This window comes from Stenotrophomonas sp. Nf1 (assembly GCF_003028475.1).
In the GTDB taxonomy this organism is placed as follows: Bacteria; Pseudomonadota; Gammaproteobacteria; order Xanthomonadales; family Xanthomonadaceae; genus Stenotrophomonas.
Window position 1 is genome coordinate 144,335 of the sequence record NZ_PYTV01000002.1, and the last position, 23,601, is coordinate 167,935.

The window sequence follows — 23,601 nt, forward strand, 5'->3', positions numbered from 1 at the left end:
GATGATTTGCCCCCGCCTATCAATAGGGCGCCGCCAGTTCCGCCGATGCATCTCCGAACCACCATTCATTGGCATTCCTTCTAGGGCTCACACCATGAAAATCCTTAATCAGCACTTCATCAATGGACGTCTCACCGACTCTCACGGCCAGGAAACGCTCGACGTATTCAATCCGGCCACCGGTGAACAGATTGGTCGGGCAACGCTTGGCGACCAAGATGATACAAAGCGTGCCATCGCAGCGGCCAAAGCGGCGTTCCCTGCATGGTCCAAGACGACGTTGACAGAGCGCAAAGGGTACTTGCAGCGCATCGCGGACGCGTGGACCGAGCGCCTTGATGATCTCGATGCAATCACTGTTGCCGAGTTCGGTGCGCTATCTTCCTTCGTGAGATACGGATCAGGCCAGGCGCGCGATTTCTTTCTCTATGCCCAAGAGTTGCTGGAGCCGGAGACTTTCGTCGAAACCCAAGGCAACGCACGGATTGAAAAGATCCCTGTGGGCGTTGCTGGCCTGCTTTCTCCGTGGAACGGTAGTGTCTGGTTCGTCGCGGCCAAACTGGCACCAGCACTGGCTGCCGGCTGTACGGTGGTGATCAAACCCAGCGAACTGTGCCCGTTCGAATCTCAGATTCTGATGGAGATCTTTGAGAAGGCCGCACTTCCGCCAGGCGTCATTAACCTCATCAATGGCCGGGGCGATGTAGTCGGTGACACCATCACCAGCAGCCCCGACGTGAGGAAGATCTCGTTCACAGGTTCTACGCGAGTTGGCAAACATATTATGAATGTAGCGTCAGAAACGATGAAGCGCGTGACACTTGAGCTCGGCGGTAAGTCGCCGACGATCATCCTTGACGACGCTGATCTGGGCAAGGCGGTCCAGTTCGCACTGACGGTCGGCCTGATCAATACTGGCCAAGCCTGCATTGCTGGAACTCGCATTCTTGTGCCGGAAACTCGCTTGGAAGAATTCAAGGAAGCGTTCAAGGCGGCAGTACCAACACTAAAAATTGGCAATCCGGCCGAACCTGACACGCTGCTCCAGCCGATGATTTCTCAAGGCCATTATCAGCGCGTTCAGAACTACATCCGTACCGGCATCGAGGAGGGTGCCGAGGTGCTCGTTGGCGGACTAGGGAAGCCGGAAGGGCTGGAAACGGGCAACTACGTCAAGCCCACTATCTTTGTTAACGTCACTAATGACATGATCATCGCGCAAGAGGAGATCTTTGGACCGGTGCTCTCCATCATTGCCTACCGCGACGAAGAACACGCCATTGAGATTGCCAACGACATTTCTTACGGCTTGTTGGGATATATCAGCAGCGAGGACCCTCAGCGGGCCCGTGCAGTGGCCGATCGTATCCTTGCCGGACGCGTCATGATTAATCAGCTCTTCGACGCACCGACCGTTCCGTTTGGCGGCTTCAATATGTCTGGCATAGGGCGCGAGTTTGGCTTGCCTGGCCTGCAGGCATTCCTCGAGACGCGTGTCGTGCTAAGCGACATTGCCAATGGGGAGAAGAGCCATGGCGAATAACGTTCAATCCATTTCACATCCTGCGCAGCAGGTCGCCTTCGTCACCGGGGCGACCGGACTGTTGGGCAACAACCTTGTGCGTGAGCTGCTTAACGCTGGGTTTGTGGTGAAAGCGCTAGCGCGATCTCGAAAGAAGGCCGAGCAACAGTTAGAGGGCCTGCCTGTAGAGATTGTCGAAGGTGACATGTTGGAGGTCGCGAGCTTTGCTGCCGCCCTTGTAGGTGTCGACGTCGTTTTTCACACCGCCGCATACTTTCGCGACAGCTACAACGGCGGAAGCCATTGGGACGCTCTCTATGCAGCGAATGTGAGTGGAACTCGCAATCTCCTACAAGCCGCCTACTCCGCGGGCGTCCGACGTTTTGTCCATACAAGCTCCATTGCCGTGCTGCGTGGAAAGCCTGATCAGCTGATTAACGAGACAATGCTGCGGAAGGAATCTGACGCAGACGAGTACTATCGAAGCAAGATCCTGTCGGACCGCGAGGTGCTGGCATTCCTGAAGTCTCACCCAGACTTCTGGGCAGCGATGGTGCTGCCTGGGTGGATGCATGGCCCTGGCGACCTCGGACCAACATCAGCTGGGCAACTGGTGCTCGATTTCATGCATGGGAAGCTTCCAGGAGTCCCCCCAGGATCGGTGGCCATCGTTGATGCCCGTGATGTCGCACGTGCTCTCATTCTTGCGAATCAACACGGCGTCCGTGGCGACCGTTATTTGGCAGCGGGGCCGAGAATGAGCATGAGCCAGGTTCTAGCAGCACTGGAGAAGGTGACCGGCGTGAAGGCTCCGACACGCTCAATTCCACTTGCACTTCTCTATCCGATTGGGCTGGTGAGCGAAGTTAAGGCTCGCCTGACCGGGAAGCCTGTTCAGTTGAGCTGGGCAATGGTACGCGCTCTTTCGCGCGAGAACGGACAGTCACGCTTCGACCCCAGCAAGAGCGCGCGGGAACTCGGATTGCGCTTCCGACCCTTGGCAGAAACCCTCCGCGACGAGGTGGAGTGGTTCTTGGCCAATGGCAAGGTTGCCGCCAACACGAAGCTCGCCGCGCGATCTACGTGAAAATTCATAGCGTCCCGGCAGATCGAATGATACCGGGATCTCCACCTATCGGCCAAGCAACAGGCGACCCCGTTCTGCATTGCTCCCCCCTCTAGGCCATGCCCCTTCCCCATGACTCATCAGCTCATCGCCTGCCGTCCGCGCCGCGACGTCCGCCCGCTACCTCGAGAGAGGAGTCTTGCCTCCGAAAGGTGGAACTTCTTGATGGAGTGGATGCGCAGTCCATTCAGTGTCGGAGCCTTGCTGCCCTCCGGGCAGCGATTGGCGCAGGCAATGACCCAGGAAATCATCGCCTCCGATGCGCCAGTTCTCGAGCTGGGCCCCGGTACCGGCGTCTTTACTCATGCGCTGCTCGCACGCGGCATTGAAGAGGTACAGATGACCCTGCTGGAATCAAACGTGGGGTTCTCGCACTTGCTCGAGCAGCGCTTTCCGTTGGCGCGTGTTCTACGTGCCGACGCAACATCGCTGGGCCGGCTTTCACCAGCGCGTGATGTCGTCACTCCCGGCGTCGTCGTTAGCGGACTGCCGTTGCTTGCTATGAGCACACGAAGCGTCTTCAAAGTGATGGCCGGTGTATTCCGCCATCTGCGCGAGGGGGGCGCACTCTATCAGTTCAGCTATGGTCCGCGCTGCCCTGTACCTGCGTCGATACTGAATCGTCTCGGCCTCACCGCGACTCGGACCAGCTTTGTCTTACTTAACGCCCCACCGGCCTTCGTCTATCGCATCACCCGTAAGTAGGCAATTCTCATAGATCTGGAGAGCAGCAATGTCCCACTCAACAGAACGATCATCTGGCGTGCTACTTCCTGGGCGAGTGGTCATCGTCACCGGCGGTGGAACGGGTATAGGGCGAGGAGCAGCACTTGCCTATGCACGGCATGGAGCAAAAGTGGTCTTGGCCGGTCGTCGATCGGCAGAAATTGAGGGGGTTGCACACGAGATTTCGGCCGCAGGTGGAGAGGCAATATCCGTTTCCTGCGATGTTTCAATCGAAGAGGACGTCCGCCACTTGATTGACCTGGCCCGAGCTCACTATGGAAGACTTGATGCGGCCTTCAATAATGCCGGGATACTTGGAACCGTTGCGGCAATCCATGAGCAGACAAGTAGGGACTTCGACGCCACAATTGGAGTGAACCTGCGCGGCGTATGGCTCTGCATGAAGTATGAGGTGCAGGCCTTTGTTGCTCAAGAGCGGGGCGGTGCAATCGTCAATACATCATCTTGGTTGGCTAAGGGATCCCTGCCGGGAATGTCGGCATATTCCGCCAGCAAGGGTGCGCTCGATGCAATGATACGTGCCGTGGCGATTGAACAGGGACCCAACAATATTCGCATCAACAACGTCAGCCCTGGAATCATCAATACCTCGATCAACGGCCGCAGTAGTGACGTTGAAAAGATCTTTGAGCCCTTCATTCAGCAAACTCCGCTCAAGCGTGTGGGGCAGCCAGAAGATGTAGGAGATGTCGTTGCTTGGCTTTGCTCTGACGAAGCCCGTTTCATCACGGGACAGAGCATTGTGGTTGATGGCGGCTTCTCTATCCCTGGGAGGCGATAGGCATCGTCCCCCCTTGAACGAAGCGTCCGTCCAGAGAGCGGTGGCATGTTTATGTAGCGGTATAGACAGGAGATCGTTATGAGAATGCAAGGCGAAACATCTCACCAGAAGCCGGCAGTCTTTGTTCTCACTGAAGAAGAACTGCTGGGGACGGAGGATCGGTGGCGGCGATTTGGTGCCCCAGTGGCGGCAGGTGCCTCGACTAAGCCGGACGGCACGCCGGACTACGGGATCTTTGGTCCTGGAACGGTGGCTTGGGAGGTACTGCTGCATCCGGCCACCGCCGTCTTCGAGACCGGTGCGCAGGGGACACTGCAAGTGTTGTATCGCCCGGTACCTGCAGGTGTACGGGATGGTGATGGAGTGATGCACAAAGCGCGGCGCGGAACGTTCACTGTGTTTGACGGGTTTCATCGCACGCAGCGTAATTCTGGTTTGCACGCACCAATGTGGTTGGGTGACACCAATACAGCCAAACGCATGGCGGAATACCTGCATCGCATTCACGGGCATGTGCGGGGCTCGATCATCGATGTGAGTCTGCCGGAGCTGGGGGGGTATGCTGCGGCCGAGCCACGCGACGCGATGTGGGCAGCGATCACCGAGATGATGCCCATCCTGTGGGCCTATGAGGCCTTTGCCTATCACGGAGACACCAAGCCACACAAGTTGAGCCCAGAACTACGCGACCAGTATGTACGCGACTGGATTCCCTACCTGCGATTAGTGGGGGCGTCGGAGGAAGAGATCCCGACCTCGATGGCGGAAGTTGAGGCCCTGTTCCAGAAGTACAAGTCTCTATTTGGGCACAGCGACACATCCTGGGTGAGTCCGGAGGATGGGGTGGACATCGCCAAGCTAATGGACGAGATGGTCAAGCGTAATTGGCATCCGTCGCATCAGATGGCGGCCGATGCGATGTCCGAGCTAGTGGTCGGGCCGATTGCCTCGCTGGTAAAGGCAAGCTTTCCTGAATGGATGCAAGAGATTGTAGGAATTGGCCCGGCCGAACGAGCGGACCTGGCAGAGCAGTTGACCTCTTCGCAGGATTGGATCAAGTGGATGCAGCGGCCCGAATCGGAATCCCGAGTGCAGCGTCTGATGTGGGGGCCAGATGGTGTGGAACTGATCGAGAACGCGCGCCGCCTGCATCACGAGGCAGGTGGTCTGAAGGTCATGGCGACCCGCAAGTGAGCGCAAAGAATGGCTCGAAGGATACTACAGAGGGTTTCTGCTCTGGTTCTTATAAGTCCACCAGAGCGCAGCTCATCTCTGCGCTTGCCCTCTAGGCGGTGGACTGCGACTCGCGCTTAATTAACTCCAGATAAGGGGCATGATCTGATGCATTTCGTCCTGATTCATGGTGCGTGGCACGGTGGCTGGTGCTGGGAGGAAGTTGGCCCGCTTCTCGAAGGGTTAGGCTATGACGTCATTGCGCCCGATCTCCCAGGGATGGGGTCGGACCAGGCATCTTTGGAAGGGGATGTCATGTCGCGATGGGTGGATGACATCACTGACCGCATCCGCCAACTCGAGGGAAGGGTGATGCTGGTCGGGCACAGCAGAGGCGGTGTTGTCATTACCGCCGTGGCTGAGCGGATCCCGGAAAAATTGTACGCACTAGTCTATCTAACTGCGATTCTGACGCGTCCAGGCCAGTCAGCGCTCGACGTGGCAATGGAGCTGGGCGTGGGCGCTGACATACCGGTGGTCATGGAGCAAACGACCGGAACCTGCACTATCGTCCGCGAGCAGGCATCGGCGGTCTTTTACAACATACTGGACGAGGCGCAGGCGTCAAGGCATATCAACAGGCTTTGCCCTGACCCCATCCAGCCGATGATGTTTCCTATTGAAACGACAGCTGGGCGTTTTGGGTTGGTTCCCAAGTACTTCATCAAAGCAGAGTTTGATCGCGCTATTCCACTTGAAAAGCAAGAGAAGATGATTGAGTACTACCCCGGCCTCATCGCCATGTCACTTCCAAGCGATCACTCACCGTTCTTCTCAATGCCTGAGCGGCTTGTCGAAGCGCTTATCCAGATCACACAGTCTGTGTCTAGCAACAGGATCGCGAGATCTACTAGCTGGCGACAATGCTAGTGGGTAACGCTGAAGCACATACCTATTTACCCGCAGATCGGCCACTTCAAACATTGGATTCTCTCCGGAATCCCGATGGGCTACGACGAGGAAGTGCCGCCTCACACCAATAGCAAGGTCGTTGCAGAATACTAACTTCGAGCCCCCCGCACAGCGCCGGAGCTTTGTCGTGAGAAAAAGATGCCAGTCGATCAAGGTGCTTTTCGTGGGGTGAATTTGATCTAGTGCATAATTAATTCATTATCCTCTACGAACTGGAAGGGCGGAGAGTTCGTTCCGAGCCGAATTTTGCTTGGCATCGGATCATGCTTTGCGTCTGCGCGTTGGCTGGCTCTTTTACACAGCAATTGAAGAATGAGGTATATGAGATGCAAGTGATTGTGGGCACCTGTCCTTCTCTGCGTCCTATTGCAATCAGCCTCTCGATTCTCCCTTTCGCTCTTCCATTTGGTGTTAACGCGTCCAGAGAATGTGGGACAGAGAACTCTGCGCGACCAACCGTCGCAGATCGACTTCCGAGTCGACAATGACCTGTTCGGTGGCCGCCACCAGGAGGGGGGCATACCAACGGCGTAGCACTGACCTTCGTGTCGTCGAACCTGTTCGATTACACCGACGATCCTTGCCTGCCGAGCATGGCGCGCTGGGTGAACCAGTACCTGGAAGGCCTGCATCTCGGCAAGTTCGAGCAGCAGAACATGATCATCAGCATCGGCCAGGGCATCTTCACCCCGACCGAGAAGCCAAGGTCAACGCCGGTGGCGATTTGCGTTTCGGCTGGAAGCTGGCGGACGATTTGGGCAACAGACCATTGCGGCCGGCCGGCGAGAATGCCGCGCCTACCAGTGGTGGCCACCCCCGGGGCTGGTTCGGGCGCCTGCTTGCGACCACAGACGCGGCATGGGTGATACGCGACATCACCCTGAACGACACAACACGTTCCGCAACAGCCACAGAGTGGACAAGCGCCACATGCTCACCCAGGACGCCTACGGCATCGCGGTGATGCTCGGGCGCTGGACGTTTGCAGTGGAAGGCTGCCACAGCGCCTGCGAGTTCTATGGCCGACGTCAGTCGCCGGTGTTCGGCAGCTTCAGTGCTAGCGGGATGCACTAGATCGCGGAGGCGGCGCTGTACGTGTGACGCAAGAAGTAGGGCGGACGAGGGCATCTCAGCTCAAGCGGGTGCAATTGCTCGTTGAGGAAAGCTGCAAGCTCAAACAGTTGGTGTTGGGGTTGAACCTAGGCGGAGTACTGCTACAGTAGATGCTCACATGGGAGCTCTGAAGCCTGCCCAGAAGCGTGCCAGTGTGGGCGGCTGCCGGGCTGAATTGGTAGCAGTGAGTAGCGTGCGCCGCGGATTGTGTCGATGTCTCACTCTGCGCTTTCCTATCTGCCTCAACCGCGTTACAGCAGTGCGATCCGCCGGCGGATGCATGAGACTGGACAGGCGCCGATTCGTTGCGGCGGTGGTCGCGTGTAGTTATAGTTGATGTTGCGAAGGGAGGGCTGGCGGAATGATCGTAAGCGCGCATCGCACCCATAAGGCAGAGGGCCCTTCTTAATGGCATTGCCGGCCATGCTGCAGCCGGAGCTGTCGTCGCCGACTGCTGTGCAAAGGGGGGGGGGCGACAGCACCCGACGCCCTGTGGGGCATGGGCCTTCTCAGTGATGCCTTGTCCAATGGTCGGCGCATCCGGTTACTGCAGGTGCTGGATCACTTCAGGCATGGAGTGCCTGGAGATCGCCCTGGATCAGTCTTTGCGTGCAGACGATGTCGCCGAAGTGGTGGCATGGCTGGTCGCTACGATGCAAGTCTGATGCAGTCAAGGTGCAAATCGGCGATGAGTTCGCCGGGAAGGTTACGGACCGCTGGGTCTAAGAGAAGTGCGTGGATGTGAATTTCTCTCGGCGCAGAATGTCGACGGACAATGCGATGGTGGAGGGATTCAACGGCCGGCTCCGCCAAGAGCGCCTGCATGAACATTGGTTCTTGTCGTTGGCCGATGCGCTGAGCAAGATGCGTCCCAAGGTGTGGTAGGCACTGCGTCATGGGTCGACGTTGCGTGGGCATTGCGTTCCAAGTCCGGGCGAAAACTGTTACGACTTACTCCCGCCTCGATAGCCACAATGCGTACTAAGATGATCTGGTGTCCAGCCATCATTCTCGCCTAGATGGTCGCATGAGTGGGCTTTCCGGCGAATAGTCTCTTGAGTGCATCCAGTGTGCAGCGTTCAATGCTGTCCATAAGGCTACCCGTTCTTCTGTCAGAAGTCTTAGCCGGCCGTGGTACGAAGCGACGCTGGAGAGCAGGCCGCTCGGCGTGACCTTGATTGGAAGAGTGCTACCGGAGCCAGCTTTTCACGAGGTACCTAAGACGCGGAATTGTGAACTTGATCTAGAGATCCTCTTCGCGGCCACTTGCTGTGATTCCTTAGCGCCTTCTCTTCCTGCACGAGAAGGCTCAGAGCACTTGCCAGAGACTGATGCGACCGACGGAGGATGTCCAGAGAGGCGGGCAGCCTCGTACCACATTCAGGTCGATTCACGTTCCCGATCGTGAGGTGCGAAGACATTGTTCTGAGCCAGGGGTTCAAGGCTGCCCTAAATGATGCTGGCGTATCACATAGCCAGGCAACAGCCGAGAAGCTTCTCTATGAGCTCCTAGATATGCCTGAAGACAGCTGTCACGACGAGGTCGCCGCTGTTTAGCGATTTGCACTTCTTGGTGGGAGTGCTGAGCGTTTGGCTGAAATGTCGCCTCGCTCAGAGATCGACTGCTCGCGTTTTGCGTTCAGTGCGCCGTTGAGCGAAAGAACTGCCTTCGTTCTAAGTTGGCCAAGTCAAATGAGTAGTGATTTCAATCTCTGCTTCAGCGCTAGGCGGCGCAAGTGGGCTAGGCGTTCACTTCCAGGGGGAGGGGGCCATGCGGCGAGCTACAGTCAGCCCCAAAGGTTCAATCCCTCACTCTTGCTGCAGCACTCTGCTAATAGTCAAGCTGCCGAACACAGGCGGGGCACTTTGGCCGTTAAACTCGCGTGTGCTGTGGTAACGGGCCATCGCAAACTTCCAGTGACCCCTCGTCACCGCAATGCCGTAGCCACCGTAGGCCACAATGTGGCGCTTGTCCACGCTGTGGCTATCGCGGAACGTGTTGCCATCCAGGGTGACGTCGCGGATCACCCAGGCCGCATCGCTGGTGGCGAACAGATGCCAGGACCAGCTGCTCGGCCTGCCACCGCGGGTCGGCGCGGTGTTCTCGCCGGCGGGACGCAGCGGCGTGCTACCGAAGTCATCCGGCAGCTTCCAGCCGAAGCGCACTTCGCCACCGATGTTGGTCTTGGTTGCCAGATTGCCGACCGAGCCGCCGTAATGGCTGATCGCGTCCCAACCCCAGCCGCCCGCGTTGATGCTGGCATCGTGCGGCCAGCGTCGCATACGCTCATGGGTGAGCATGAACAGCGGCTCGTTGTGCAGCTGGTTATCCCAGCCCTGGAACTTCTCGTCGCCCAGCACGTTGTGCACGGCATTCTGCGCCTGCTTACCCTGGGCCCATGGACCGACCACGCCCAGGGTCAGCTGGGTTGTTTGCAGGCGGTCGCCACTGCGAGCGTTGTAGCCGAAGCTGGCGATTAGCACTCCCGCGTAGGGGCGGTCATCTACGATCAGATCCTTACGGGTGAGGTCGGTCGGGGTGAAGATGCCCTGGCCGATGCTGAAGATCATGTTCTGCTGCTCGAACCGACCAGCGTGCAGGTGCTCTAGATAGCCATTGACCCAGCGCGCCATGCGCGGCAGGCAGGGATCGACCAGGTTCGACGACACGAAGGTCAGTGCTGCGCCGTTTGTATAGCCCTGATCCTGGTGGCGGCCACCGAACAGATCGTTGTCAATGCGGAAACTTACTTGTGGGGGATGTTCGCGAATCCCATCCATCTCGCATCTGCTGGTAGCATGAGCAGCAGTGGGCATGGATGTCGCCTGCAGTACCGCAAAGCCCATCGCGAGCCAAGATGGGCTAAGGGATACGCGCAAAGAAGAACATGACTCATGGCAATTTAGCATTGGGCCACACCAGTCTGACTTGGGAATTTCCCTTTTTTAAACTCACCCTTAAAACGAGCTGCGACCACTCAATGGATGTTGATCAACAGCAACATTCATCAAATCTACCCTCGTGGCGACTGACCGTGGAATGGTAACGCCACCTACAATAGTGATCATAGATTCAAGCAAAGTTAGTTGCACGCAGCCTCTAGTTGGGCCGCAGTGTTTGCGACAACATTCCCATGGGCGCTACGCGAGCTCCCTCTTCTAAAAACCTGCTCCTCAGCTGCTGACTGACGTACCTCCCCTGAAAGGACTGGCTTCCGTCTGGACTAGCGTCAGTCCCTATGAAGAGGGTCGCTCCGGTAGACACTGCCATCGAACCACCGGGCACTCAAATGTTCGGGGTACGAAGGTATGGCTCAGCCCATGCCGAGATCACCGCGGCTACATATTCGGACTCACCGCGCGAGCTCAGCATATGATCCGCTCCTTCGATCGCGATGAAGTTTTTTGGATGCGACGCGGCATCAAATAGCGCTTGGGCATTATCGATACCGACTATGTTGTCGCTTGGGGCATGAAGAATAAGCAGCGGAAGCCCTAAAATCTTCACCCGCGACATCAAGCTCTCCCTCCTCAAACTATCGAGGAAGCGTCGACTAAGGTGGAAGGTCTTACCCCCAAAACTGACCATCGAACCACCTTCCGTCTCGATTTCATGGACAACATCCGGTTGTAGCAAGTGCTGAACATGTGCGACATCGGAAGGGGTGCCTATGGTTGCGACAGCCTTAACCGTCTTGATCGCACCAGCCGCAGATAGAGCCGCTGCTCCACCCAGGCTATGCCCAACAAGCAGCGATGGGGCCATGCCTGCGTTTGACAGTGCAAGCGCCGCCGCCACCAAATCATTGACGTCTGTGGAAAATCCTGCGCTACCAAAGTTTCCTCCGCTACTACCAAGTCCGACGAAGTCGAAGCGAAGAACGCCTACTCCATAGCGCGCCAGCGCCCGCGAAACCCGGACTGCCGCCAAACTATCTTTTCCGCAAGTAAAGCAATGGGCGAAAATAGCCCAGCCGCGCGCCGTGCCTTGTGGCTTCTCGATACGTCCAGATAGCAGCTCCCCTGAAGCGCCCTGAAAGTCGAATGATAGGCTAGACATGCAATAATTCCACAGAGACCCCGATAGCCGACCCTAATCGCTCAAGGACTGGGAACCCTCGAGCGATTGGGGGAGCTTGGATTAGGACACGAATCCACGCAGAGTTACGTCAACCTCAGCCTTTCGCAACAAGTTGCCAATCATGCAAGCCTCATCCGCCTTTTTGAGAAGCTCCTCGGCACGCTTAACTTCATCATTGGTGGCATTCTCAGTGAACGCAATATGAACCTCATGTGCAACCTGCAAACCACCTGCCTCTCGCCCGGCCAAGGTCGTCTGGATCTTGATATCAGCTGCAGGGAGCTTGCGCCCATCCATCATGGCTGCAAGCGTCATTACATAGCACGAAGCGGCGGATGCAGCCAACAACTCCTTGGGGTGCGTACCCTTACCACTTCCTCTCATCTCTTGGGGGACTGCAATCTTCGTATCCAGGGTTGGCGACAGCAGGCGGCCCTCACCCGAAATTTTTCCGCTCCAAGTCACCGATAGAACATTTGCTGAGCTAGCCATAATTACCTCAAGGTTGGTTATTCAATGGTTTATGATCGATCACATGTACATTGTGTTCATTGGTTATGAATTAGTCATCGACTGAGGGTGCCTCCGTGGTCAGGAAGGGTGGTGTCACAACAATCTCTTTCCAGATTGGCGAGCTGCCAATTAGTGAATAGGCATCTATGGATCGCCACACGAATCCAGTCGCCTTCAGCCTAGGAGTGGTGGGGGCGCTACGGACTTCCTTGCGGCATCACGAAGGGCTGTCCGCAGGCTCTCCTCAACGACTGGGTGATAGAGCGGCATCGCAAGCATGGTGTCGACGGTCAGCCCCATCTGGAGACTCCATGCCAACAGGTGCCCTAGGTGCTCAGCGGAAGGGCCGATGATCTCCGCCCCCAAGAAACGTGCCGTGCCACGCTCCGCATAGATGTGCAGCATTCCGCGGTTCTTGAGCATCACCCGACTTCGCCCTTGATTTACAAAGTTTGCTTCACCAACGACGAATCCACCTTCTGGAAGTTCGCGATAGCGCAAGCCGACCAAGGCGATCTGCGGATCAGAAAAGACAATGGAAAGGGGGACATGCCGTGCCAAGTTTGCTATGACATCCTTTTTCGCGACCAGGGCCGCGTTTCGCCCTGCACTGCGGCCTTCGCCAACCGCCTCATGCATTATCTGGAACGCGCCGGTCACATCACCCGCAAAGAAGACTGGAGGACCAATTGCCCTTAGGGTCTGACTATCGATCTGAGGAGCGCCCCCGGAATCGAGAATCATGGATGTGTGCTCTAGTCCGAGCCCAGCCAGATTTGGACGACGCCCAACTGCCGCAAGTGCGTAGCTATAGATCCGTTCTATCACACAGCCATCTTCCCGCTTATAGCGAATGCAGACCCCGTCATCGACGCGACTAGCGGCTATCACTTCGCCATCAGGCTCGAAGTAGAGTTCAGATGAAAAGATGCTCCTTCCACTAGAGATAAGGGCAGGATCAGTAAGTGGCCCTACATGGCCGCGTGCACCGAACAAGCCAACCTGGACGCCGAGTCTCGACAGCGCCTGCCCAAGCTCAAGTCCGATCGCGCCCGCCCCAATCACCGCAATGCTGTCTGGCAATAAGTCCCAATCGAACAGGTCGCTGCTAACCACCAATCGGTCGTCAAGGCCGCTGAGAACGCCAGGAACCAATGGCGCTGATCCAGTTGCGATCACGATGCTGGATGCGTGAACCTGCACATTCTCTCCGACTTGAAGGACGAGATCGCTAACAAAGTGCGCGTGTCCGTGGAGGCGATCCTCACTGGGCATAGCTTCGACATCGGCGATCACTGCGCCAACAAATCTATCCCGTTCGCGCTTGACGCGCCCCATAACTTCGCGGCCGTCGATGTGAAGGCTCTCGATGTGGATTCCAAAAGGCACCGCATGCGAAGCCGCATGGGCAACTTCGGAAGCTGCTATCAGCAGCTTCGAGGGCATGCAGCCTACCCGCGCACAAGTCGTGCCATGTAAGCCACCCTCGATTAGAAGAGCCTTCACTCCCTCACTCTTTGCTGCCCTGTAGGCACTCAAACCAGCAGTTCCAGCACCTATAATGGCCACGTCAGTCTGGATGATTTTCATCTCATGCGCTTCCTAGATCGACTATTCTTGCTGCTAGATTACGCTCAGGAAACTGAGATCGGTGATAGCTAGATTGACTGACCGTAGTTTGATGGTGTTCACCACAGGTACTCGGCTAGGAGGGATTCCAGCTCATTCTTTGGCATTGCACCATCAAATGATTTGGAGATCCGGCCGCCCTCGAAGACGCGCAGGGCGGGGATGGACCGGATGCCATACTTAATTGCGAGATCTATATTCTCATCGATGTTTATTTTCACCACGGCGATCTTGTCTGGAAACTCTTCAGCAATTGCATCAAGTGCCGGGGCGATCGCGCGGCAAGGCCCGCACCATGGAGCCCAAAAGTCGACTAGGACTGGCTTGCTGCTGTTGAGGACATCTGAAGCGAACCTTGCGGCGCTTGATGCTTGTGCCTTCATGAGAATAATCACCTGGATGTAGAGTCGGATCTCAGATTCGCCGTACCCTCGATCCGGCTGCTTGCTGAAGGCGGAGGGGGGGGCAGACTCGCTAATGGACGGCCTCAAGATCGCCGCCTTGATGCAACGGCATCAAATGTACACCACCAGAAAGGCGAGTCCATTGCGAATTTGGAATTTAATTAATGCTATTAAAGCAATAGTCCCGTTGTCATTTCAGGATGAGTAGTCCGTGGTAGCATGTCAATGCGGCCTTACAGGACACCGATTTGTGGATATCAAGGCGTTGCGCTTCTTTCTTCACGTGGCGGACACGCTTAGCTTTAGTCGTGCTGCTGAGCGCCTGAATGTGTCGCAATCGGTTGTGACGCGTGTGATTGCTCAGCTCGAGCACTCCGTTGGCATCAAGCTGCTTGATCGGACGACGCGACGAGTCGCTTTGACACCAGGCGGCGTACTTCTTCTAAAGGAAGCTCAACCACTGATGGCACACATCGAGTCGGTTCAGAGGGCCGTGCGACATGCCGTAGCCGAGCGTAGCGGCCGCTTCACAGTCGGTTCGACTTCGATGGCGATGCAGACCGTGACACCTGCGTTTCTTCGACGCTTCAAGCAGATCCACCCTGATGTCCAGCTGGAGGTGCGCGAGCTGACGAGCGACGCGCAAGTGGAGTCACTGCTTTCGACTGAGATTGATCTTGGCTTTCTCTTAATGCCAGCCAGCAATCCAACGCTGACTGTTCAACCCATCTACCACGAGCGTATGCGTTTGGCCGTACCTGACGACCATCCACATGCGACTGCAGTGGAACGAAATGGTGCGGTGCCGTTGTCTGCGTTCGCAGCGGATTGCTTCATCATTCCAGCAAAGCGTGACAACCCGACAGTGCATGATGAAGTAATCAAGGCCTGCGAAGATGCTGGTTTCAGACCACGGTTAAGGGAGTGTGCGGAGAACCAAACTTGCCTCGGTTTGGCTCGTGCGGGTCTGGGAGTGCTCTTCATACCTAGTCGACGGACCAATCTGCCGGTCGAAGGACTGGTTTTTCTGGAAGTTGCTGATCCAGTTCCAGAACTCCACATTGCGGCAGCCTGGCGCACAGATGACCCCTCAGCGTTCCTCGCAGCATTCCATGCCAATGGTTGGGCGGAGCTCAATCTGGGCGAACATTAAAGCACCACTCCTGATGATTGGATAAAATTTGCCCGACGCCCTCCCGCCTCGACTATCAGTGCACTCCACTGGGGGATCTGGATCTTCATGTCCAGGGAAGCGACAGGAGTTCAAGAACAATAACCGCAATGCTAACGTGTCGCGGTGATGTTGAGTCTTCCTCCTCCTGCTAGATATTTGTTTAGGCGATAGGTGGGCGGGCGTCCTGAAGGACGCCCGATCCATCCATCAAAGCGTTGCCCCGTTGGCCGGGCAGCAGGTGCTCTTCTGGCGCGGAAGTACCAAGTTGGAATGATTGGGTTCAAGCGGGAAAGCGCAATCTGCGCCACGCTTGACAGTTGGCGGGCGCAACGAGCGGAGCGAGACTTGGGCGCAAGCTATCTGAGGACGTCAAAACCTTTTTCTAGTTCAGCTCACCCAGTAGATTTCTCGGGATGGATCCGGAGCGACGCTGTCGATAGCACCTCTCTGTGTACCGCAGGACGAGAACGAGGCAAAGACCGCTTATGTTAGCCAATCCCGGCGGGCTTCTAAGTGCCCCGCTCACCGACCAGGAGGGCACCTTCACTTGCCCCATCAGCACCGGTCCACGCCTGGGCGCGCCGTTCTGCACATGGGAGCAGAACGGCAAGCGCGAGAGTTCGCGCGAGCCCGCAGTGAAGATTCCCGCCGGCGTCAGGATCATTCAGGATCATTCCCGACTCCCAATCGTTCACACAGGCCGTCGGCTACGTCACCGTAGGCAATCCGGACCACGCCGCACTTGCCCCTCGCAACTAGGGTGTGGAGCTGGTGCCGGTCACCCATTCCAATGACCTGTACGTAGTGAGACATTCGATCTCATCGTGCAGTACAACGGCAAGCCACTGCCCCATCAGGCCGTGGAGATCACCGAGGCGGTGTGGAGCTCGGATCGCACGCGGCAGGTTGCAAACCTGAAAGGCGATGCTGCTGGGCACGTGCGCGTCCCGCATTCCGCCGCCGGCACCTGGATTGCGCTGACCCGCTACCGCACGCCCGCGCCGGCAGGTGCCCCGGTGGCCACAGCAACAGCGTCACGCTTTCGTTGCGCGTGCTGAATCCCTGAGTTCGCTGAAATACTGCCTTCGAGGTCAACATGAAAACCACCGTGCTTGCCAGTGCGTGCGTTGCCACGCTGCTGCTTTCTTCTGCTGCCTCCGCACAGAACGCGTCGGGCCCGTCCCCGCTGGTGGGCGGCCATCGGTTGGTCGCCAAGATCGAGCGCGAGCGTGCCGTCCAGGTCGAGCAGACCAGGGCGCGTTTTGCGGCGCTGGATAGCGACAGGTACGGCCAGGTTTCGCGAGCCGAGTTCGATGCTGCGGGCGAGAAGGCCTGACAGGGCGGGTAGAAGGCACTGGCCAGCAAGGGCACGGAAGCCACGGCTGCACCGCAGCGCGAGGCGAAGACCGCCGCCGTCGTCCAGCGCTTCGACAACCAGCGGCGCCGCCGCCTGGGGGTGCCGGCCGGCCACACCTCCGCGGGTTTCCTCGAGCTCTACGACGAAAACGGCGATGGTAAGGTCGACCGAGCCGAGTATCAGTGAGTGTGCGACGCGCAGTTCTCCCGCACCGACAGCAACGGCAACGGCAACGGCAACGGCCAGGGTGTCGGGCACCGCAACAGCCGAGGTGTCGCCACCAATGACTATGTCTACACCATGCCGATCAACCGCGGCAAAGCAGAAGTGAAGGGTATTGAGGCAGAGGGCATGTGCCTGCTGTCCGATGACTGGCTGACCCGCATTGCCTCATCTGTCACCGGTCGAGTGCCTGGTTTCAGCTCTTTCGGTCAGTCAAGCGCGTACCGGTGCCGATCACAGCGCCCCAATTGCCGGCGGCTGTGGCGTCCCGCTGAACGGCGGCCAAGAGCGAACTGCAATCGAGCCCGACGCAGGCGTCGCCAAGTTGATCTGCAGGGGCATCGTAAGCCTAAGGCGGCTGGGATGGAGCCAGCGCTGGCACAAGAGGTAGGGCGAGGGGGGGGCGATACTCATGAATTGGCCGCAACTATGCTTCCGGCAGCTTCTGCCGTTTTGGACTAGGGATGCCGGCCGGGAGGGTAGGAAAGCCCTCACTCGACAGTACGGACTATTCCTACAAGACATCAGCCCGTTGGACAAGCGATCATGGCAAGGGGAATGTGGTCTGCCGCTGCAGTTCTGGGTCGGTGAGCTTATCTCTACTCCGGCTTTGAAGTGGGGTGGCATAGCGGGATATCCGCTGAGCAACCATCTCAGTCCTGGACCCAACACCGAGTGTCGAGACACTTAGTACTGGCTACTGAACTATTTCGAATTTTCCAGGTGCGCTCCTTGAAAGAGTAGTAGCTGCGACCTGTTCTCATCGGTACATCCTTGTTGCTTTTCTTGCACAAGTGTTGCCCAGTTTGTAATGGATGGGCTGTAGTTCCAGAGTGTCCGCCATCCGCTGTGCTCGTAGCGCTCGTTCTTCGCGGCAATCGATTGTGAGTAATTTGGCGTTGTCTCTTGCGGTCTTTGACACTGCAAGGGGGCATCTGCCGATTGGAAGTGGCTTCCCATGGATCCGCCCTACATATCACCACGTCAGCCGAATGGAGTCGCATTGTGAAACCGCGCTTCGCTTCCACTCAAAGTGGCGTCTCTCCATGTCTCACCGGAGATTCGCCCAGGTGTCAACGACACAGCCTTGATGTTGCTATCAGCACTGAGCAAGCTTCAGGCCACCTATGCAGAGCACTGTGCTTGAGTCTGCTGCTTGTCAGTGCGCAGGCAGGTGCCCAGGAAAGCGGAATCGTGTGGACGGTTAGCTCCATGGAGGGGCCGCAACAGGGAACGTATAGGACGCAGGAAGAGGCCGCAGCGGCCATTGAAGGCCTGCCCAGCCCATTTCCACCAGGCTATCCGATCCCCAACCCGTATCCCTACATCGACACCATCAAGGAGCCGCAAGTCGGTTCCGATGGCAAGTTGTCGATCGTGTATTGGATGGGCTTGAAGCCCTCGTTGGACCCCGATTGGAAGTACAACGCGGGTGGGCTTAACGGTGCAGGTCCGTTTGCCGCCGAAGCCGAATTGGTGGCGGCCATTCAAGCCCGCTACAACCAAGATTACGCCGAGTGTACGAGCAACGCCAAAGTCACGTTCGTAGGCGATTGGTACACCGAACAGCCTTTGCACGAGGGCACGATCGAGCAACGACGATATTCGGTGGAGTACTCGGATGGCTTGAACACGCAACATTCTCCCTGTGAACCGCAGGTGATCGAGCTAGGAGCGATGCGCTCACGGCACCAGCAATGCCCGAACATGTTCATGCAATGGGACAACGCGCGCCAGGCTTGCGCTAGCTGGATCACAGCCAGCATCAGCCCCGGCAAGATTCAGGAGTGTGGGGCCGATGCTGTTGGGCGCGCGGAACAAGGAAACCCCTGCAACGTGAAGACGGGCGCCAAGGTTGAGCACCAGACCGATGTTGATCTGGGGTGGGTTAGGCTGACCCGTACGTATCACTCTGGTGTGACAACCAAAGCCGGTGGGTTTGGCCCCGGGTGGAGCCACTCGCTCGACCGGCGTCTGGTCGTGTTGGGTGACACCATGAACCTGAGCGGAGGCGGCGGCTATCAGGTGCGCTACACGCAGGTAGGCAATGCCTACTTGGCCGCCGACAACAGCGGAGATCGCATTGTCGCCGTGGGCGACCAGTGGTGGTTGTACCGCGGCAGTGACGTGCTGATCTTTGATAGCCAGGGCCAGTTGGTTGAGCAGCGCAGCGAAGACGGTACTGGTCTGGCGTACAGCTACACCGCGACGGGACGGCTAGACGCTGTAACTCACACCACAGGCCGATCAATCCGGTTTGTTTACGCCAGCCCGGCCGCAGACGCTGTGATTAGTGGGGTAACGGCAGATGGCATCACCCTGGTCAGCTATGCCTACTCAGCGGGTCAACAGGTTGAGACGGCAACGTTCGCTGACGGCGGTAGGCGCCAATACCACTATGAGGACAGCCGATTCCCGCGCCTGCTCACTGGGGTTACTCGTGAGGACAATCAGCGCTACAGCACATTCACCTATGACGCCAAGGGTCGAGTGACCTCTAGCCAGCACGCTGGAGGTGCCGACGGCATCACTCTGACGTACCGCGCAGAGGGCGGCACCGTGGTCACCGATTCCATCGGACAGACGACAACCTACGCGCTGACCGACGATGTTGGTGCGCTGCCGCGACGACTGACAGTGGTCGCGGATGAACTGGGTACTGCAAACGGCACCTACCATGCCGAGGCCAATGACTTCCGAGGCCGCCCGGCCAGTGTCATCAATCGCGCGGGCACCAAAACAGAGTACACCTATGTCGAGGCCAATGACCCGGTCGCCGGCACACCTGCTCGTACAGTGACGACTACTGAAGCGGTAGGTCAACCAGAGCAGCGCACTAGCACGACAACCACCGATGTCACCAGCAATCGGGTGATGCGCTCGACTATCGAGGGTCAGGAAACCCGTATTGCTCGCAACGATAGGCTGCAGCCGATCAGCGTGGCGGTACGCGATACTGCTACCGGTGAGGTCCGAACCACAACGTACGTCTACTGCGAGGCCGCTGACGTCACCGCCGCCAACAGCACCTGCCCGGTTCCGGGCTTGCTCAAGTCGTTCAACGGACCACGCACTGACGTCAACGACATCACCACGTTCCAGTACTACAGCAGCGACGATCCATCGTGTGCGGCTACGCCGCAATTGTGCACGTATCGTAAGGGCGACCTGCACAAGACCATCGACGCCCTTGGCAAAATTACAGAGATTCTGGGTTACGACCCGCAAGGGCGCCCGCTTTCATTGGTGGATGCAAATGGCGTGGTCACCGACTACGAGTACAACGCGCGTGGCTGGCTGATCACGACCAAAGTGCGCGGCGCCGATGATGCCGTCGAGACAGATGATCGAATCACCCGGATCGAGTACGAGCCCAGCGGCCTCGTCAAGAAGGTCACGCTCCCCGGCGGCGCGTATATCCGCTACGTCTATGATGCAGCCCATCGCCTGACCGAGGTCATCGATGAGGCTGGCAACACAGTTCGCTACACACTTGACCTGGCCGGCAATCGCAAGCAGGAGGATACGAGAACAGTAGGGGGCGAACTCAAGCGGACGCTGACACGCGAGTTCAACGTACTTAGCCAGCTCGAGACCCTGAAAGACGGATCTCTGAACGCGACCGGATTCATCTATGATTCCAACGGCAATCCCTATCAAACAACGGATGCGATGGGTCGACGGACCATCCACGCACATGACGCTCTCAACCGCCTCAGTCGAAGCATTCAGGACGCTGGCGGCCTGGCTGCAGAGATAAATTATGCGTACAACGCACAGGATCGGATCACCCAAATTTCAGACCCGAACGGTCTGAGCACGCACTACGTGTACAACGGATTCGGCGACCGGATCCAGCTCATCAGTCCTGACACGGGGGGTACCGCCTACACCTACGACGGGGCAGGCAACGTCCGAACTGAGACCGATGCGAGAGGCGTAGTCCGCACTCACAGCTACGATGCGCTGAATCGCCTGATCACCACGGCCTACCCCGACAGCAGCCTCAATGAGGCCTATACCTACGACACTCCCCCGACGCAGTGTCCGTTCGGAGAGCGTTTCAGCCAGGGGCATCGGGCCACTATGGTTGATGGCAGTGGCGGGACAGCTTATTGCTATAGCCGCTTCGGGCAACTGGTACGCAAGGTGCAGATCACAAACGGGGTGACGCTCGTGGTCAAGTACGATTACGACGTTGCCGGGCGACTGGTGGCCCAGACCTATCCGGATGGCACCGTCGCCGACTACGTCCGCGACGCCCGTGGACGCATTGCAAGCATCGGCGTGACGCGCCCAGGTAGAACACGCGAACTGCTATTGACGGTGGCGGGCTACAACCCCTTTGGGCCGGCCATGGGCTGGACGTATGGCAACGGCCGCGTGCTCGAACGAACCCACGATCTGAACTATGAAGTCCGCTCGTTGCGAGATACCGCAGCTGGCGGCCTGAACCTTGGATTCGCCCGGAATGCACTGATGCAGGTCTCCGCGATTCATGACGCCGCGTTCGCGCAACAAGCGCGCGTCAAATTTGACTACGATCCGTTGAATCGACTGACGAAGTTCCGCGATGGTCCCTCCGATGTGGCCCTGGAGACCTACGACTATGACAAGACGGGAAATCGGACCCAGTTCGCAAATAACGGCGGCATTCACACATATCAGTACTCGGGGCAGGATCATCGGCTTGCCGTGGTTGACGGTATCGCTCGCGGCTACGACGCTACCGGCAACACCACGTCAATCGATGGCGCAACCAAGGTATTCGTTCATGGATCCAATGGCCGCCTGACACAGGTAACGCAGGCGGGAGTTCCGGTAATGAATTACGCCTACAACGGCCGGGGCGAACGAGTTCGTCGTCACCTGGGCTCGTCGGACACTCTGACTGTCTACGACGAGTCCGGTCGGTGGCTGGGTGACTATGACGCAAGCGGTCTGGCGCTCCAGCAAGCTGTATGGCTGGACGATCTGCCTGTGGGTTTGGTGGCTGGGCCATCTGCAGCGGTGAACCGTCTGCACTATGTCCAGCCGGACCACCTGGGCACACCACGCGCCGTCATTGATCCGGTTCGAGATGTCGCCGTCTGGACGTGGGACATCGCCAGCGAAGCGTTTGGAAACAGTGCGCCGAACGAGGACCCGGATCTGGACACGTCTCGTTTCGTTCTGGATATGCGGTTCCCAGGGCAGCGGCTCGATGTGGCCAGTGGGCTGAACTACAATCTTCACCGTGATTATGACGCCTCGATTGGTCGCTACATCCAGGGCGATCCGATTGGACTGGCCGGCGACATCAGTCTTTACGCATACGCGTTGAATTCACCACTATTGAAGTCTGACCCCTTGGGTCTGGCCACGTACGTGATCACGACATACGACAGGATCGCGGGAGTTCGAGTAGCGACCCACTCGGCTCTATTCATCGACTCATCAGGCCAGGTGCCATTCTTGTATGACCCGGCGGGAAGCTATAGAGAGAGCACGGGGATGCGGGGAGGCGGAGGAATCTTTGAAGGTGCAGAGGACGGGGCAGTTCTTAGCGAGTACATCAAGTATCACAGTGGTCAAGGGAGCCAAGTCGAGGTGACTCGGCTGGACACTACCGTTGATCAGGAGAACAGATTCAAGATCAACGCGGAGAATTACGGTGATCGACGTGGGTTCACCTGTGCTCGCTCGGTTTCCACGGTCCTGTCAGGCTATTGCGGTGTGACCATGACGAATTTTCCAGGACTGCTCCGCAGCCAGGCTGAGGGTGCACAGCAATGCCCCGCACAGGGAAAGTAACCGTAAGCGTAATCTGCGCGCTGGCTGTCTGTGGGCTATCTCTCGCGCTTTGGCTGCTGCCTCCAAGCCAAAGAGTGTTCCGGGCAATTGTCAAGCTTGAAGCTATGAGGATCCCCTATGCGATTAGCTTCTTCATTGGGCTCTTTCTGCTAGTTCTACTATTGATACGGCTTGCACGGGCATGGCATCCAGCTTGGGTATTCGTTGGCTCGGTACTCCTGGTTCAGGTCGTATCCACGCTTTCGCTAACCATTGCCAATTTATTCATCATCAGGGGACTGGATCGCACACTTAGGACGATTGAGGAGATTGGATTGCTGGATGTGGTTTTCATGGACTTCATTGCCGCAATGGTCATTGGTACATGGCTTGCAGGCCTCTTGGTGGCCATTGCGATCATGATCTCGAGAGCGAGTCCATCATCGCAAGACGCAAGCCGCCAATGACGCATCCCAATAGAGTTCAGCGTCCGGCGATGCTTGTCGGTCCAGCGTTTCCGACGGCAGATGCTCTGGGGCATGCAGCCCTATCGACCTGAGCATGTCGCCCGAGCAAGGAAGCTGCTGGCCGGATGGCCGACCAGGTGGAGGTGCTGGTCCGAAGATCCCGGTTTGAATGGGTGTAACAGGCCCGACAAATTCCCTAGGGATCAACGCTTTGCTGGCGAGGGGGACTTGATCGTCGTACCTCGGGGCCGTGGCCCATCGGAAGTATGGTAGGTACAGGGGCCGAACAATGCATCGCATTGTGCGGTTCTCGCCCTTTTGGCGGTGCTCAAAGGCGCTCAGTCAAGCCTCTGTTGCAGCCAAGCAGCGATTCGCGGTGCACGCCGCTCTTTAGTAGCAACTCGAGCCCGAATCCCCGCGGCGGCCACCTCCGAATCCTGGTGAGCCGCGACAGCGAGGTACTGATCGGCGAAGGCTTCGATCATCGCGGCTGTCTCCAGGCTGCTGGATGTTGCTCCCAGGCCTGGATAAAAGCGCGCTCGGGAGTT

Annotated in this window: 14 protein-coding genes and 1 pseudogene; 10 read left to right on the top strand and 5 right to left on the bottom strand. The window is 57.7% G+C overall.

The features are described from left to right. Window positions 1-94 precede the first annotated feature (94 nt). The 7 genes and pseudogenes from C9412_RS04595 to C9412_RS04625 all read left to right on the top strand — a co-directional run bounded on the left by C9412_RS04595 (window position 95) and on the right by C9412_RS04625 (window position 7,395). On the top strand, window positions 95-1,543 hold the full coding sequence (locus C9412_RS04595) for an aldehyde dehydrogenase family protein (protein WP_107230531.1): 1,449 nt from the start codon (window positions 95-97) through the stop codon (window positions 1,541-1,543). Continuing rightward, window positions 1,533-2,609 carry an SDR family oxidoreductase gene (locus tag C9412_RS04600; protein WP_107230532.1) on the top strand — a complete coding sequence of 359 codons (1,077 nt, stop codon included), beginning with the start codon at window positions 1,533-1,535 and terminating at the stop codon, window positions 2,607-2,609. Before C9412_RS04595 ends, C9412_RS04600 begins: the two co-directional genes overlap by 11 nt. Before the next feature lie 204 nt (window positions 2,610-2,813). Continuing rightward, window positions 2,814-3,353 carry an SAM-dependent methyltransferase gene (locus C9412_RS04605; protein WP_107230533.1) on the top strand — a complete coding sequence of 180 codons (540 nt, stop codon included), beginning with the start codon at window positions 2,814-2,816 and terminating at the stop codon, window positions 3,351-3,353. A gap of 28 nt (window positions 3,354-3,381) precedes the next feature. Continuing rightward, window positions 3,382-4,176, top strand: coding sequence for a glucose 1-dehydrogenase (locus tag C9412_RS04610; protein ID WP_107230534.1), 795 nt, complete (start codon window positions 3,382-3,384; stop codon window positions 4,174-4,176). 84 nt (window positions 4,177-4,260) lie between these two features. Continuing rightward, complete coding sequence (locus C9412_RS04615) at window positions 4,261-5,370, top strand: oxygenase MpaB family protein (RefSeq protein ID WP_181358668.1); 1,110 nt, start codon at window positions 4,261-4,263, stop codon at window positions 5,368-5,370. 147 nt (window positions 5,371-5,517) lie between these two features. Further along, window positions 5,518-6,279: an alpha/beta fold hydrolase gene (locus C9412_RS04620; protein ID WP_107230536.1), complete on the top strand. Its 762-nt coding sequence runs from the start codon at window positions 5,518-5,520 to the stop codon at window positions 6,277-6,279. A 398-nt stretch (window positions 6,280-6,677) separates the two neighbouring features. Then, window positions 6,678-7,395: pseudogene (locus C9412_RS04625) on the top strand (lipid A-modifier LpxR family protein). 1,848 nt (window positions 7,396-9,243) lie between these two features. Here C9412_RS04625 and C9412_RS04635 read toward each other — a convergent pair. From C9412_RS04635 to trxA, 5 genes are all read right to left on the bottom strand, one after another. Further along, window positions 9,244-10,251, bottom strand: coding sequence for a lipid A deacylase LpxR family protein (locus C9412_RS04635; RefSeq protein ID WP_258189995.1), 1,008 nt, complete (start codon window positions 10,249-10,251; stop codon window positions 9,244-9,246). Window positions 10,252-10,720: 469 nt separating this feature from the next. Then, window positions 10,721-11,494 (bottom strand): alpha/beta fold hydrolase, encoded by a 774-nt coding sequence (locus C9412_RS04640; RefSeq protein ID WP_107230539.1) that lies wholly within the window; start codon window positions 11,492-11,494, stop codon window positions 10,721-10,723. A gap of 81 nt (window positions 11,495-11,575) precedes the next feature. Next, window positions 11,576-12,007, bottom strand: coding sequence for an OsmC family protein (locus tag C9412_RS04645; protein ID WP_107230540.1), 432 nt, complete (start codon window positions 12,005-12,007; stop codon window positions 11,576-11,578). Window positions 12,008-12,202: 195 nt separating this feature from the next. Then, window positions 12,203-13,618, bottom strand: a complete 1,416-nt coding sequence (locus C9412_RS04650; RefSeq protein WP_107230541.1) for a dihydrolipoyl dehydrogenase — start codon at window positions 13,616-13,618, stop codon at window positions 12,203-12,205. A 98-nt stretch (window positions 13,619-13,716) separates the two neighbouring features. Continuing rightward, window positions 13,717-14,040, bottom strand: a complete 324-nt coding sequence (gene trxA / locus C9412_RS04655; RefSeq protein ID WP_107230874.1) for a thioredoxin — start codon at window positions 14,038-14,040, stop codon at window positions 13,717-13,719. A gap of 271 nt (window positions 14,041-14,311) precedes the next feature. On the opposite strand from trxA, the gene C9412_RS04660 reads away from it, so the two are divergent. From C9412_RS04660 to C9412_RS04670, 3 genes are all read left to right on the top strand, one after another. Continuing rightward, window positions 14,312-15,214 (top strand): LysR family transcriptional regulator, encoded by a 903-nt coding sequence (locus tag C9412_RS04660; protein WP_181358667.1) that lies wholly within the window; start codon window positions 14,312-14,314, stop codon window positions 15,212-15,214. A 1,117-nt stretch (window positions 15,215-16,331) separates the two neighbouring features. Further along, entirely contained in the window at window positions 16,332-16,571 is a 240-nt protein-coding gene (locus tag C9412_RS04665) for a hypothetical protein (protein WP_107277794.1), read from the top strand. Window positions 16,572-17,957: 1,386 nt separating this feature from the next. After that, window positions 17,958-22,607: an RHS repeat-associated core domain-containing protein gene (locus tag C9412_RS04670; protein WP_146160125.1), complete on the top strand. Its 4,650-nt coding sequence runs from the start codon at window positions 17,958-17,960 to the stop codon at window positions 22,605-22,607. Window positions 22,608-23,601 lie beyond the last annotated feature (994 nt).

Coding starts and splice junctions, on each gene's coding strand:
- C9412_RS04615 (WP_181358668.1), top strand. CDS start 4,261: ATGCAAGGCGAAACATCTCACCAGAAGCCGGCAGTCTTTGTTCTCACT.
- C9412_RS04610 (WP_107230534.1), top strand. CDS start 3,382: ATGTCCCACTCAACAGAACGATCATCTGGCGTGCTACTTCCTGGGCGA.
- C9412_RS04620 (WP_107230536.1), top strand. CDS start 5,518: ATGCATTTCGTCCTGATTCATGGTGCGTGGCACGGTGGCTGGTGCTGG.
- C9412_RS04645 (WP_107230540.1), bottom strand. CDS start 12,007: ATGGCTAGCTCAGCAAATGTTCTATCGGTGACTTGGAGCGGAAAAATT.
- C9412_RS04605 (WP_107230533.1), top strand. CDS start 2,814: ATGGAGTGGATGCGCAGTCCATTCAGTGTCGGAGCCTTGCTGCCCTCC.
- C9412_RS04600 (WP_107230532.1), top strand. CDS start 1,533: ATGGCGAATAACGTTCAATCCATTTCACATCCTGCGCAGCAGGTCGCC.
- C9412_RS04595 (WP_107230531.1), top strand. CDS start 95: ATGAAAATCCTTAATCAGCACTTCATCAATGGACGTCTCACCGACTCT.
- C9412_RS04650 (WP_107230541.1), bottom strand. CDS start 13,618: ATGAAAATCATCCAGACTGACGTGGCCATTATAGGTGCTGGAACTGCT.
- trxA (WP_107230874.1), bottom strand. CDS start 14,040: ATGAAGGCACAAGCATCAAGCGCCGCAAGGTTCGCTTCAGATGTCCTC.
- C9412_RS04635 (WP_258189995.1), bottom strand. CDS start 10,251: ATGCCCACTGCTGCTCATGCTACCAGCAGATGCGAGATGGATGGGATT.
- C9412_RS04640 (WP_107230539.1), bottom strand. CDS start 11,494: ATGTCTAGCCTATCATTCGACTTTCAGGGCGCTTCAGGGGAGCTGCTA.
- C9412_RS04665 (WP_107277794.1), top strand. CDS start 16,332: ATGAAAACCACCGTGCTTGCCAGTGCGTGCGTTGCCACGCTGCTGCTT.